This window comes from Streptomyces sp. NBC_01591, assembly GCF_035918155.1.
GTDB lineage: Bacteria > Actinomycetota > Actinomycetes > Streptomycetales > Streptomycetaceae > Streptomyces.
Genome location: NZ_CP109327.1, coordinates 632,544 through 644,920 on the forward strand (window position 1 = coordinate 632,544; position 12,377 = coordinate 644,920).

At 68.8% G+C, this 12,377-nt stretch carries 10 protein-coding genes and 4 pseudogenes; 4 read left to right on the plus strand and 10 right to left on the minus strand.

The genetic code is table 11. From position 1 onward, the window contains the following. Positions 1-237 precede the first annotated feature (237 nt). Together OG978_RS03160 and OG978_RS03165 are read right to left on the minus strand one after the other, a co-directional pair. Positions 238-1,113, minus strand: coding sequence for a MurR/RpiR family transcriptional regulator (locus OG978_RS03160; RefSeq protein WP_326763687.1), 876 nt, complete (start codon positions 1,111-1,113; stop codon positions 238-240). Positions 1,114-1,550: 437 nt separating this feature from the next. Then, a complete protein-coding gene (locus tag OG978_RS03165) occupies positions 1,551-2,054 on the minus strand; it encodes a GNAT family N-acetyltransferase (protein ID WP_326763688.1) in 504 nt (167 codons plus the stop codon). An 84-nt stretch (positions 2,055-2,138) separates the two neighbouring features. On the opposite strand from OG978_RS03165, the gene OG978_RS03170 reads away from it, so the two are divergent. Beyond that, positions 2,139-2,399, plus strand: coding sequence for a hypothetical protein (locus OG978_RS03170; RefSeq protein WP_326763689.1), 261 nt, complete (start codon positions 2,139-2,141; stop codon positions 2,397-2,399). 147 nt (positions 2,400-2,546) lie between these two features. Here the strand turns inward: OG978_RS03170 and OG978_RS03175 are convergent, their stop codons facing one another. Then, entirely contained in the window at positions 2,547-2,918 is a 372-nt protein-coding gene (locus OG978_RS03175; RefSeq protein ID WP_326769916.1) for a VOC family protein, read from the minus strand. A 95-nt stretch (positions 2,919-3,013) separates the two neighbouring features. Here OG978_RS03175 and OG978_RS03180 point away from each other — a divergent pair, with 95 nt between their 5' ends. Further along, entirely contained in the window at positions 3,014-3,418 is a 405-nt protein-coding gene (locus tag OG978_RS03180) for a hypothetical protein (RefSeq protein WP_326763690.1), read from the plus strand. Positions 3,419-3,725: 307 nt separating this feature from the next. Beyond that, positions 3,726-3,956, plus strand: coding sequence for a hypothetical protein (locus OG978_RS03185; protein WP_326763691.1), 231 nt, complete (start codon positions 3,726-3,728; stop codon positions 3,954-3,956). A gap of 28 nt (positions 3,957-3,984) precedes the next feature. Here the strand turns inward: OG978_RS03185 and OG978_RS03190 are convergent. The 7 genes and pseudogenes from OG978_RS03190 to OG978_RS03220 form a co-directional block, all read right to left on the minus strand. Beyond that, positions 3,985-4,773: pseudogene (locus OG978_RS03190) on the minus strand (Tn3 family transposase); the annotation flags it as partial. Positions 4,774-4,852: 79 nt separating this feature from the next. Then, positions 4,853-5,071: pseudogene (locus OG978_RS03195) on the minus strand (hypothetical protein); the annotation flags it as partial. 6 nt (positions 5,072-5,077) lie between these two features. Further along, positions 5,078-5,463, minus strand: a pseudogene (locus OG978_RS03200) (AraC family ligand binding domain-containing protein); the annotation flags it as partial. 509 nt (positions 5,464-5,972) lie between these two features. After that, entirely contained in the window at positions 5,973-7,391 is a 1,419-nt protein-coding gene (locus OG978_RS03205; protein ID WP_326763693.1) for an FG-GAP and VCBS repeat-containing protein, read from the minus strand. 228 nt (positions 7,392-7,619) lie between these two features. Next, positions 7,620-8,400, minus strand: a pseudogene (locus OG978_RS48210) (reverse transcriptase domain-containing protein). Positions 8,401-9,534: 1,134 nt separating this feature from the next. Next, positions 9,535-10,401, minus strand: a complete 867-nt coding sequence (locus OG978_RS03215) for an alpha/beta fold hydrolase (protein WP_326769918.1) — start codon at positions 10,399-10,401, stop codon at positions 9,535-9,537. Between the two features lie 1,123 nt (positions 10,402-11,524). Further along, positions 11,525-11,698 (minus strand): rubredoxin, encoded by a 174-nt coding sequence (locus tag OG978_RS03220; protein WP_326763694.1) that lies wholly within the window; start codon positions 11,696-11,698, stop codon positions 11,525-11,527. A gap of 301 nt (positions 11,699-11,999) precedes the next feature. Between OG978_RS03220 and OG978_RS03225 the strand changes: the two genes are divergently transcribed. Next, complete coding sequence (locus tag OG978_RS03225) at positions 12,000-12,206, plus strand: hypothetical protein (RefSeq protein ID WP_326763695.1); 207 nt, start codon at positions 12,000-12,002, stop codon at positions 12,204-12,206. Positions 12,207-12,377: the final 171 nt, after the last annotated feature.

A 12,377-nucleotide genomic window follows, 5' to 3' on the forward strand; every position in this document is an offset into this window, starting at 1 on the left:
GTAGTCGGGGCAGGCCCATCGGCGCGGTCAGCGCTCACACGCGGCAGTGAAAGAGTGTGTTGAAAGGCGCGTAGGCCGCCGGCGCTCCGAGGGCGGCACCGGTCGGGCGGCGCGGGAGCGTGTGCGGTACAGCGGCGACAGCCGGTGGGGCGCGCCGCCCGATATGGGCTGTGCTGCGGGGTGTCGCCGACCGCGCGGACCGGATCGGACGTCACACGGCGCGAGGGGGAGAGCGGTTCAGTCGAGGTAGACGTCCAGGTCCTTCCAGAGTTGCTGGGTGCGGCGGATAGCGGCACGGCTGCGCTCGGGCTGAGCCGTCTGCATGCCGGCGAGAAGTCCGTAGACCACCGAGGTGGCGGCCGTGACGGACTGGAAGAAGGAGATGCCCTCCGACGGCACGATCAGCAGGTGGTGGGCGATGGAGGTGGCGAGCCGGCCGCGCCGCATGTCGGTGATCGCCACCACCGTGGCGCCCGCCGCATGGGCTGCATCGGCTGCGACGATGATCTGTTTCATGGACCGCCACATGTTGACGACCACGAGCACGTCACCCGGACCGAGGCAGTTGACAGCGGTCGCCAGATGGACGCCGGCCCGGTTCTCCAGCGTGACGGGGTAGCCCATCGTGGAGCCGAGGTGCGCCATGACACTAGCCGGACCGGCGAAGGAGCCGACCCCGACCACCAGGATCGAACGGGCTGAGGCCAGCGTGGCGATGGCCGCCTCCGCGTCGGCGGCGGAGTTGCTTTCCAGGGTCTGGCGCAGATTCTCGATGTCGTGCGTGAGCGAGTCGTGCAGCGGGCTGCGGTGCTCGCCGTGTTCGGTCAGGGTCTCCTCGATGGAGATGTGCACCAAGTAGCGGGCCCGCAACTCGCGTTGCAGATCCGGCCAGCCCCGGTAGCCCAACGTCTGGGCTGCCCGCACCACCGTCGAACTGTTCACGTCCGCCCGCTCGGCGATCTCCGCGATCTCCGCGTACGAGGACAGCTGCGGATTGCGGACGATGACGTCGACGACCCGGGCCTGAGCCTTGGACAGCGGCACATCGGGCAGAGCGTCGCCCAGCCACTGGCTGCCGCTGTCGGCGGGGTCGTGGTTCTGCAATGCGGACACAGATCTTGCTCCCTGGTACGAAACGCAGCATGCTGCAAACGTGATTGCAGAACCGTACATCGCAATTTCATTTGCAGGAACCCTTCTGTGCTCTGGCCAGGTAAATCCGCGCACTGAGGTTCGCCCCCGCTATCGTTTTCGCGGTCGAGCCCGGCATGACTGTTGCCCCCTGTCGCTCGGATGACCTGGAAGCTGTGACTTTCCGCGGAGGGCGTCCCAGGTCGTCGTGCCCAGGGGCTTGCCGTGCTTGCGCAGGTAGTCCGGGGGCAGGTGGCGGTCGGCGACCCCGGCCCCCATGCTCGGTACCGGGGCGCGTCCCGGGGCACTGACGACGTACCAGTCCCGCGCTTCCCGCTCCAGCCACTGCACCGTGGTCGTGCCCGCACTCGTGGCCCCGCTCACGCGATCCCGCTTCTGGGAAGCGCCGCGCTGCCGAACTACTGCCCCTCGGCCGACGTCCCCAATGCCTTGCTCAGCGCCCGGTTGATGCGGGGGTCACGGCCAGGGACGTAGGAGGCGACCAGAGCGTATCCGCAGCGGGTGTAGAGCGTGAGCGCGGCGAGGTTGCTGATGCCGGTCTCCAGGATCGCCTCGCTCATCCCGTGCTGGCGGGCGTTGTGCTCCAGAGCCTCCAAGAATTGTCGCCCGAGGCCGTGACCACGGGCGGCGGGGGTGACGTACATGCGTTTGATCTCGGCGATGGTCGGTCCGGCTGTACGCCACCCGCCGCAGGCCAAAGCGGTGCCGCCCGAGCGGGCAGCGAGGAGGAACACGCCGCTGGGTGGCTCGAACTCGGCGGCTTCGGGGTCGTCGGCTCGGCCGTAGGTCGCTGTCTGCTCGCGGTGGAGGGCCTGGGAGAGCCTGCGGGCGTCTGGGCTGTTGTAGGAGACGGCGGCGATCGTCCACGCTCGGGCCGCGGTCGGAGCAGGTGGGTCATGCACTCGACAGAGCCTCGACATCACCACACGGCTCCACAGCCGCCTCGAGCTGCCTCCCATCCTCCGCACACCCAAAGGTGACGAACCATGCGACCTCACCCGTCCCCCGACTGCACCGGACTGCTCGCCGCCCGCGAGGGAGCCACGCTCCCCACCGCATTCCTCGCCGTCGGGGCTGCCTTCGCGGGATCGGTGATGTTCTTTCACCCTCTGATCGCCACGACACGCCGCGATCCCTACGGCGATCGGACCGGTCCCAACCATGTGCAGCCTGGGGAAGGCGAAGGCCTGTTGCCGCCCCATCCCACCCGCCCGCCCGCCCGGCCGGGTGGGTGGGTGGGCCTCTGAGCAGCGTTTCCGACGGCACCCCACGGGCCCGGTGACACCACCCGCCAGGTCGTCAAGTTCGACAGGGGAACACAGCCATGCCGGGCCCGGAGGCCTGCGGCCCTCTTGCAGGACCGCGAAAAAGACAACGGGGCACGGACGCACTCGCTATACCTGCACGATGCGCTCCACCAACTCCGGGACCCATTCCACGTACTCGACCTCTGCGCCGCCGCGATGGCGCGCGTACAGGAACCGACCGGTGGCACTGGTGCTTTCCGGTGTGGCGATCTCGGCGCCGGCGGTCGCGAGCGTCTTGGTCAGGGTATCGAGGTCGTTGACGATCACGGTGGCGCTGGCGTGGGAATAGCGGGCACGCTCCGCGGGCGGACCGGCGATGACGAGGAAGTCACCGATTGCTGCGAGTTCGATGGAGTCGAAGGCGAAGCGGAGATCGGGTTCTGCGCCGGTCAGTTCGCGCAGCAGCGCCAGCGATGTGTCCGACTCGTCGGTCCACAGGCGTGCGTACGTCTTGAGAATGGTCGTGGCGTGAGAAAACGAAGGCGGACACGGACGCGAAGCCTTCGCCGCCGTCCGCGTCTACGCGGGCCGAGGAGCCGTCGGCCACGCCGTCCGTGTCCGCTCGGCCCGAGAAGCCGTCGGCCGAGCCAACCGGCGACCAGCCCGCGCCCAGGACGAAGGAGGGTGCGATCCAGCGCTACGAGCAATACCTCCACGCACTGGGCCGTGAAAACATCGACACGGTCTGCGAAGTGGCCGGGCCCGCCGCGAAGAAGGCACAGGACCAGGGGCTCGGCCCGTGCACGTCGACGTACGCCATCGTGGTCCAGATGATCTCGCCCTCGCAGAAGAAGGCTCTGCAAACCGCCACGGTCGACCCGCAGCGCATCGCCGTACGCACACCCGACAAGATCGAGATGCCGGTCGAAGCGGTCAGGGCTTCCGCAACCTTCTCCGAGAGCGACCTCGGCAGCTACACCCTGGAGTACCTCAAGAACGATTGGTACATCACCGACTGAACCCGACGCGCCCTACGCGGAGCCACCCGACGGACGGCTCCGCGCGCTCGCATTGGCTTACCGGTCTGGGTGCAATGACGGTGGGCCGAGCGTAGCCTCGGCTGCCTGTGTCTGATGGTGTGGAATGGAACCGAACAGCCTGTGCCGCCAATCGTCTGCGCTGCAGATCCCAACACAGATGTCACCTGCTATTGCGGGGCTCGCGAGGTTGCCGCTGACGCACCCGCCCGGACCCGTTTCACCTCGCCACATGCGACCTACGTTGGCTCACACCAGGGTTGTGGTTGCGGATTCAATAGCTCCGAGCTTGAGTGGGATTCGCGAGGAAGCTGCGAACCGGAAGGCAGCGGCGCAGAAGACCCCGATCACGCCCGCGCAGCTGAAGTACCTCACCCGCCTCGTGGAGCAGCCGGGCACGGAGCGGTTCGACGCTGAGTACGTCAAGGCGGTCAAGGGCACCGGCCTCAAGCCGCGGGCTCCCGGGGAGCGGACCTCCACGGCGTCGAAGCGGCTGCCAAGGCGGCGGCCCACAAGCTGATCGGCGCCCTGGTCGGCTCCTGACGCCGTCAGTCGCCATCCTCGTCATCGTCGAGTTCCGATGTCTCCGGATCGCGCAGCGGGCGCAGGGCGCCGGCGGCCGGGGCGACGGCGGCGTCGATGTACCGCGTGGCCCAGAGCACCACGGCGTTCAGGACCAGGCCGAGCGAGCCAAGCTGGTCCTCCATCCCGTCCCGGTACGTCTGGTGGATGGTGCCGCGCTTGCCGTGGCACACGTCGCAGGCCAGCTTGTGGCGGGACTCCTGCACGGTGAGCTGCCGGTTCATCTGTCGGCGGTAGGTGTCGTCGACCGGGTCCACCATCGGCACCAGGTGTTCGGTCTTGGCGATCCGCCCGTACTCGGCGAACGCCTGCCCCAGCGGGTTGGTGTGGCCCTCGCGGCCGAACATCCGCGCAGCAGGTCGTAGGCGCGGACCTGATTGGTGACCGGGAGCCCGCCACGCGCAGCATGTCCGGCCACCACGTTTCGATCTTCTTCAGGTTGACCCGGTTGCGGGCGAGCAGCTCCAGCACCCCGTACGTCCCCGTCTGAACGCCGGGCATCGTCGCCCGCCAGAACCTCTGGTCGTCCAGGTCCTTGAAGCGGGGGCTGACGTTGTAGCCCAGGATCTTGAAGATCCCGAACACGATGTCGAGTACGAGGCGTTGCCGGTGGCCACCATCTCCGGCTTGCCCCCGCCGCCCAGGTTCAGCATCGCGTCCAGGATGCGCAGGGTGTCACGCGGCGTGCCCGGGACGACCACCGGCCCGATCCGGGCGACCTGATCGTTGACGGCGTTGAACCGGGTGATGCCGCGTTTGAATTCGATATGCCGACGATATGTTCTGGGCCAGTGCCTTACGAGGCCGATCCCCTCCGCCGGCTTTGCGCGATGTTCACCAGCTGATTCCGGCCGCCACCGGCAGGTGGTCGCTGCCAGTGGCCGGCAGCAGCCACGAGCTCTTCGGCTCCACGCCACGAACCAGGATCTGGCCGATCCGCGCCACCGGGAACTTCGCCGGCCAGCTGAAGCCGATGCCGTCCCCGGCCACGACCTGGACCGAGTGCATCTGCAAGGTGATGCCGGCGAACGCGCGGTCGTCCATGGTGCCGTCACCGAAATCCGTGCGGGCCAGATGGGTCAGCAAGGACTCCAGCACCGGCGTCGTCGTGATCGCTGTCGGCCCCTCGAACGTGAACGGCGTGCGATCGGGAGCGAAGAAGGCGTCGTGGAACTCCACACCCGCCGTCGTCCGCCCCCGTGCACCACTCCGGCCGGCATCCACAGCCCGTGCCCCTCGGACACGGTGAAGACACGGCCCTCCACAAGGGACGTCAGCGTTCCCCCGCGCACCCAGACGAGCTCGTGCAGGTGATGCGAGTGCGGCGCCCACTCCGTGGGAACGGGAGGAACCTGTGATTCGGCGAGGATGACAAAGGGTGCCGCCGTCTGCCCCGGAAGTGCCGCGGCTCGGCGCACCGCAGTGCCCGTTTCGCGCTGCCACATCCCGGGGCTCGCGCCATTACGGGACGATTCGACCATACGAGCGAGTGTATCCAGGGCCGGTATCGACGTCGCACGCCCCCCGTAGTCCGGACGTGCTGCTGGTCCGTCCGGGCCGGTCGTGGGCCCGACTCTTCGCGCGATGCACGTCTCTGGAGGACGGCTCGCCGGGGTGCCGCCCCCAACAAACACTCAGCCGCAGGGGGCAATGCGAGGACCCCGCTCACGCGGCTGTTCCTGGTCGAACATGAACTTGGGTCAGGTGAGTTGGCTGCTGTTCGGCATGCTCCCCTCGCCTGGAAGGCACGAGCCTGCCATGGGCGGTCACCGGCTGAGCAGAGCTTCGCCGTACGGCGTCCAGCATGGCGACCTCGCGGTATGGCCATCGGCGGGGTGATCGTCCAAGGTGGGCCGGTGAGCGGAGGTCACGCGACAGATCTTCATCGTCGCCACATAGTGCTCTACCGGCCGGTGGCCCGTAGCACCGTGCCAAGCAGCGTCGGCCGGCTGTTTCAGTGGCCGAAGTCGGAGCTGTCCCCCGGCTCCGGCTTCAGTCCCAGATCCGCGGGCCCGATGAGCGTCGGCCTGGAGGTGCTGATGCCGGACGGGCCGCCGCGCAGGACCCGCACTGTGTCGTCGGCCCCGCTCGCGTACCACGTGCCGACCGCCAGTTCGGCCGCGCCGTCACCGTTCAGGTCCTGGATCGCCAGCATGGGCCGCATCGGGAGGCCGGGCAAGCTCTGCGCGTTCTTGCCGGCCAGGCCCTTCGGTCCGCCGCGCAGCACCAGGGTCACCATCTTGTTGCCCTTGGCCGGGGCGCTGAACGCGATGTCGGCGTAGCCGTCGCCGTTCACGTCACCCGTCGCCGGCGCGTACCCGAAGTTGCAGTGGGAGGAGACCGGCTTGCCGGGTAACCCCGGTGTCTTCTCGTCGATCGTCGTGGGCTTCAGGCTGGTGCTCTGCCCGCTCTTTCCGCCGTACGCGACCATCAGCCGGCTGCCGCCCTCGGGCGTGGCTACGTCGCCGATGATCTCGCAAGTGAGGCTGACGATCACATCGGCGAAGCCGTCCTTGTTCACGTCGGACGTGAGGGTGATCGAGCCGTACATGTCCTTGCCGCGCGCGTCCTTGAGGCGCGGCCCCTTCTTCAGTACGCCGCCGGCCGCGCCGCGGTACACGACGGTGGCTCGGGGGGCCGGCATCTCGTCCGCGAACACATGCGACCAGGTGACCACCAGATCGTCCTTGCCGTCGCCGTTCACGTCGCCGACTCCGGTGGGCCGGGGGGTGTAGTACGACGGATTGTCAGGGGTGAGGTCGAGCGTCTTCGTACGGGCGGGCTTGCCCGTCCGGGTGAACGGGCCGAACCGGACCGTCGCCTTGGAGTCCATGCTCCTGCTCGTGACGAGGTCGGCGTGGCCGTCGCCGTCGAAGTCGCCGGCGACCGGCGTGGCGCCGGTCAGTCTGGCCGCTCCGGAGAGCTTCTTCTTTCCGCCCCAGACCACGAAGACCGTACTGCTGCCGGCCTGCGTGATGAGGTCGCTGCGGCCGTCGCCGTCGAGGTCGGCCGAGATGGCACCGCTGCCGAATCGGCCGCCGGTGCCCGCCTTGCCGAGGCCGAGACTGTCCTGGGTGATCACCTGGTGGCGCCGGGTATCGGGTCCGGCCGTCGAGCCGTGCACCACGGCCGCGTAGCCGGCGGCGTACTTGCCGTTGACCGTGGCTGAGGTGTCGGTGATGACGAGATCCTCTTTCCCGTCGCCGTCGAAGTCGGCGTGGGCCCCGGCGGTGTCGGGGTCGGCTGCGGGCCGCTTCGCGGCCGTGGGGGTCTGCGTCACGCTCGGTGAGACGGCGGAGTCGGGTACGGCCCCGGGGGCCCCGCAGGCGGTTGCCGCAGTCAGGGCCAGGGTGGTGACAAGTCGTTTCCACATGTGGAGTTGGACCGGAGCCGCCCCCGAATAGTTGTGCGGGCGGCCAGGCAGACCGTACGGCGGTGCCCACGCCGGTACGGGTCACCGCCGCCCTGCCGACGGGTCGACGGGCCGTTCCAGGACCGGCACGGGCCACGGGCCCCCGGCGCCCAGTTCCGCCGCCACCGCCTGGCACGACACACCGCCGAGCAGTACACGGCATCGGGCCGCGCCCCCTGCCTCAGCCATTCACCGCAGCCCCCGCACACCCGCTCCCCGGCCCGCCCGGTGTCCTCGGACACCACGCCGTCGTAGGGCCCCAGGACACCCGTCAATGCAGTCCAGGAGCAGGCACTGAGTAGGGTCGGGGACTGGCGCGGTGGCTGTCGCTCCGTTTCCAGTCCCCGCCGCTTCAAACCGTGCATGCAGTTCTCCCGCACACGGCTTTCCGACATCGTTCACCACGAAATCATCGCAGTACCTCACCAGTGTCCCCAGCCGACGGCCTTCGTTTTGCCACGCCTCATCGAGAACGTGCAGCGCGATATTCGCCAGCAGAGGTGAAACCGGTGAGCCCTGTGGGGTACCCGCCCCGGTCGGGGAGGTCACCCCGCCCTCCAGAACTCCCATCCGCAGCCAGGCCCGGATCAGTTTCAGCATCGACCGGTCCACCACGTGTCGGGCCACCTGAGCCATCAGCGCCTCGTGGTCGATCGTGCCGAAGCAATCACGGATGTCGGCCTCGAAACACCCACTCCCGCCGCCGGTTCGCGGCAACCCGCACTGCTTCGCACGCGTCGATCGCGGACCGCTTCGGCCGGAATCCGTAGCTCGCCTCGGTGAACTGGGCCTCGAATACCGGTTCCAGGACCAGTTTCGCGGCCGTCATCACCACCCGGTCCGCCACCGTGAGAATCGATAGCGGCCGGAACTCCCCCCGGCCGCCCCGGTTTGGGAATCTGGACCCGCCGCAGCACCGACGGACGAATACGTATTCGACCGCAACTTCTGCGGCAGGTCCAGGAGGAATACATCCACCCCCGAGGCCGCCACAGCGTCAGCGGCCGTCCCGTCCACGCCGGGGGCACCCCGGTTTGCGCACACCAGCCCACGCCCGCCTGAGAACGTTCATGCGGCGGACATGGCCATACAGGGCGTGAAACCGGCGTTCGGGTTCTTGCTTGGCACAGCGGTAAAGCGTCCGTTGCAGGACTCGGACCTTGTCCAAAGGACGGCCACCCGGTCCTGTGGCGCCTTCCTCCCGGCGGATGGAGCTAACCGAAACGGCACTCATCCGGGTCCCTCCTAGTTCGCGAATCACATCGATGAAGCAGGGTCCTTCGCTCCCGACGGGTTGTGTTGTCCCGCCGATCACCACTACTACGGCCCCTCCGACTGCCTCTCGACAACCCGCCATTTCCCAGTTCTGCCGGTTATAGGCAGGCCACGCTTCCCGGGCCGCAAACCCGGGCCGAGGAGGTCCTCTCCAGTTCCCAGGACAACCTTCCGACCATTCCACGCCCCTTACGCCGGGAGGTTCTTCGGCGACCGCTCCAGGTCCGAAATCGCCTTCCATGGCCTTCGCCAAACAAGCACAGGCTCGGCTCCTCCTTGGCCCCCCGAGGACGGGGGTTAAATAACGACGCTGCAGGCTTCACTTCATGTTGCGGACTGGCCGGTTGCACGCCCCCCGAAGGGCGCTTGTCACTCCACTTCGACGCCACCATTTCGAGTGACGCCAGGATTCAGCTACCGGGGACCCTGGCGTCTCCCCGGACCGGACTTCCACCGGCTGGCTATCCTGAGCTTGACGTCCGGTTACACCACCACACCCCATCTGAGCTGCGATGACGTCCGGACTGCTGGACGTACACTTGTTCTTCAACCCTTCAGTCGGTGTAGGGCGATGAGTGTCCTCTCGCGGCGGATGGATTTGCCCACGTCGTAGCAGGGTGCCCGGCGTCTGTTGCCGGTGCCGGGTGGTCGTCCGGAGTCGGTCCGGTGGGGTTTCGGTGCTTGGGCAGGACAGGACAAGACATGTGCTGGCGGAGGTTCCGAGACGTCCGGCGAATGCCAAGGTCAGCAACTCAGTTCGAGGCACATTGCGACACCGGATGACGCAGTGCCGGCAGCCGGGGACGAGGCCAACCAGCGAACCCGAGCCCTATGTGCCCACGCCCACGGCGCCTTGCACGAATCGCCGGAGGTGCGTACGCACAGCGTCGGGCTGCTCCAACCAGGGCTCGTGCCCTGCGCCCTCGATCCGGGTCAGCGGAAGAGCGAGCCGGAGCGCGAGTGATTCAAGCGCCGACACAGGACGGGGATCGTCGGCCCCACCGAGGAGCTCCGCCCGCGCGGGCAGCCGCGCACGTAGCTCGGCAAGGTGCTCATCGAGCGGATCCGCGCGTCCTTCCTTGCCGAGTTCGCCGTTCATAGACCAGTTGACCGGGCGACGCTGCCTGGCACCCTGGGCTGCCCAGTGCCACCCGCGTCCGGGATCGGCGTGGTCGGTGAACCAGGACAGCGTGAGCAGCTCGACTTCTTGCTCGTCCGTGCGGTGCGGCAATTCCTCCAATGCGCGGAGCCGCTCCTGCTGCGCTGCGGACATGCGGCGGCCTCGCTCCGCTCGGTCCCCGGTGCGCCAATCACCGACGAATGGCCCGCACATCAGCAGCATCCCGGCCACTCGGTCAGAGTGCCTCAGGCAGAACCGGCTCGCCAGATCGGTGCCGTAGGAGTGCCCGATCAGCACGGCCTTGGGCACATCCCACGCGTCGAGCAGCTCGGCGAGATCGTCGACATGCCGGGCGAAGGAATGGGGGCCCCGCCACGGGGATCGGCCCGTGCCACGCTGGTCGTACCGGTATACAGGTGCGAGGTCCGCGACCATGAGGGCGACATCGCCCAGATAGTCCGGCAGACCCGGACCGCCATGGAGCATGACCACGGGCAGCTGCCGAGTCGTGTCCCCCAGCGCCATCCAGCGCAACTGCGCCTCGTCGGTCATCGACACGAGGCCCTGCTTCTCCATCAAAGTCACTGCGAAGAACCTACCGGCGTCACTGAGACTCCGCCAAAGGTTGACGAACAAGCTGGGGCCTCCCCCATCGAAACCAGCGCGGGCGCCCTGACCGAGACACGGCTCGAAGCGCTGGACGAGATCGGTCCAGGGTGGTGCCCGGCCTGGGACGCAGATGGCGACGGTGCTTCCGCCTCACCCGGACCCGCCTCCAGAACGGCGGGACCGGCCCGGGAGGACGAACGCCCGGTGCGACGGACCCAGGTGGCATGCGCGTAGCCGGTCCGAAGGAGGGCGGCGTGAGTACCGATCAGCACGGCGTGTACGGGGAAGAGCTGGGGTTTCGAGGAGAGCTGGGCCGAGGGTGTCCGCGCAGTCGTGGGCGAACTGCTGCGCATCGCGCGGTCCCGCACCGGCCCGGGTAGTTTTCTTGGTCCTGATGCATCGGACAGGATCCTGGCCGTGGTCCTCAGCGCCGGGCGCGAGGGTGAGCGGGACGGTTGCGTGCGGTGTCCGGGAGCGTTCGCCGGGGCGGTTCCGTGGGCGCTGGCGTCCCGGTGCAGGCCTGGCCGGGCTCGCCGGTCAGCGTCCGCGGGCGGCGGAAGTCGGCCGGGCGGTTGCCCGCGGACGACCCCGGTGATCCGGCTTTCCCGGCGGGTGACGGCGGTGAGATCGAGTGCCTCCGCATCTCCCCCGGCGCTCGAAGTGTTCCAGGCGCATGCCGGTGCGCACATCGACATCCCTGGCGCGGTGCAGCGCGGTGACCGCTTCGGTGATCTGCGGGGGGCCGGTTCCCGGGAGGGTACGCGGGTGGCCGCCGGTGGCCAGCTGCAGTCGGCGGTAGGACAGAGCGGTGCTGTCGGCGAGCGTGACTGTACGGTCGCCGGGGCGGAGGTCCGCGACCGCGGTGACGGTGCGCACCTCGGTGCCCTGTGCGGGTCAGCTGCCCGCCGGTCGCGGCGGCATGCGGGACGGGGCTGCGAACCGGCGAGCATCCTTCTTGGGCAACGGTGGTCCGTGGTAGGGGCGTTCGGGGTCTTCGCCGATCGGCGTGGTCTGCTCGTCGTAACCCTCCTCGTGCAGGGTGAGGGCGGCGGTGGCTCCCGCGTTGCCGGGGCCGACGACGACCGTGGGATCAGGTATGCGTGATCTCGGACATCTCGAAGTCCGCCCTGGCTGCGCCGCAGTCGGGGCACGACCAGTCATCGGGGATGTCCTCCCAGCGGGTGCCGGGGGCGATCCCCTCCTCCGGCCAGCCTTCGGTCTCGTCGTACACGAAGCCGCACGCCGGGCAGTGGTAGCGGCTCATGTCGCCGCCCCGTATCGGGCGATGGCCCGCCGCATCGCCCGCATCACCGCACGGATCGCCTACCCCGCAGCCGGACGCTGAGCCAGCTGCGGGCATACGGTGCAAGCCCGCAGGCGCGGCGGGCGCGGGATCTGTCGGCCGGTCAGCTCACGGACCCGGACGGGCGGTCGACGACCGCTGACCGCCCGCCTCGGGCAACGCTCGTCGGCCCGGACGCCGCCGGGCCGGTGAACTCCCCCGGGAACAGGCGAGCACTGCCACCCGCCCTGTAACCCCGGCGGGTCGAGATCGTTGGTAGGGCATGAACAACACCAAGCGCATTCTCGCCGCTCTCTCCCTCGGTGCCGCCGCCTTCGGGGCGCTCGTCACACCTGCCAGTGCCGACCCCGACCCCGTGGACACGGTCACCTGCCTCAGCGAGGCCCCGTCCGACCTCACGGCCCTCGTCGACCCTGCTGGCCTGGGAGCTCCCTCCGAGGTTCCGGGCACGAGCTGCCTGGCGCCCTGAATCCGAGTGGAGCCCGGCCACGAGCTCAGGCAGCGCGCCCGCCGCGCACCCCGTTCCTCCGAGCCGCGCCCGCCGGGAAGACCGAAAGCCCATGGCAAACCCTCTCCACCCCTGAACAGCGGGTTGAACAAGCGGATGCCGGCCTGAAGCAACTTGTCCGGACCTGCCTTT

What these genes read in the sequence shown, in the direction of transcription:
- OG978_RS03170 (WP_326763689.1), top strand. Translation starts at nt 2,139, where the DNA reads ATGCGACCTCACCCGTCCCCCGACTGCACCGGACTGCTCGCCGCCCGC.
- OG978_RS03205 (WP_326763693.1), bottom strand. Translation starts at nt 7,391, where the DNA reads ATGTGGAAACGACTTGTCACCACCCTGGCCCTGACTGCGGCAACCGCC.
- OG978_RS03225 (WP_326763695.1), top strand. Translation starts at nt 12,000, where the DNA reads ATGAACAACACCAAGCGCATTCTCGCCGCTCTCTCCCTCGGTGCCGCC.
- OG978_RS03215 (WP_326769918.1), bottom strand. Translation starts at nt 10,401, where the DNA reads ATGGAGAAGCAGGGCCTCGTGTCGATGACCGACGAGGCGCAGTTGCGC.
- OG978_RS03220 (WP_326763694.1), bottom strand. Translation starts at nt 11,698, where the DNA reads ATGAGCCGCTACCACTGCCCGGCGTGCGGCTTCGTGTACGACGAGACC.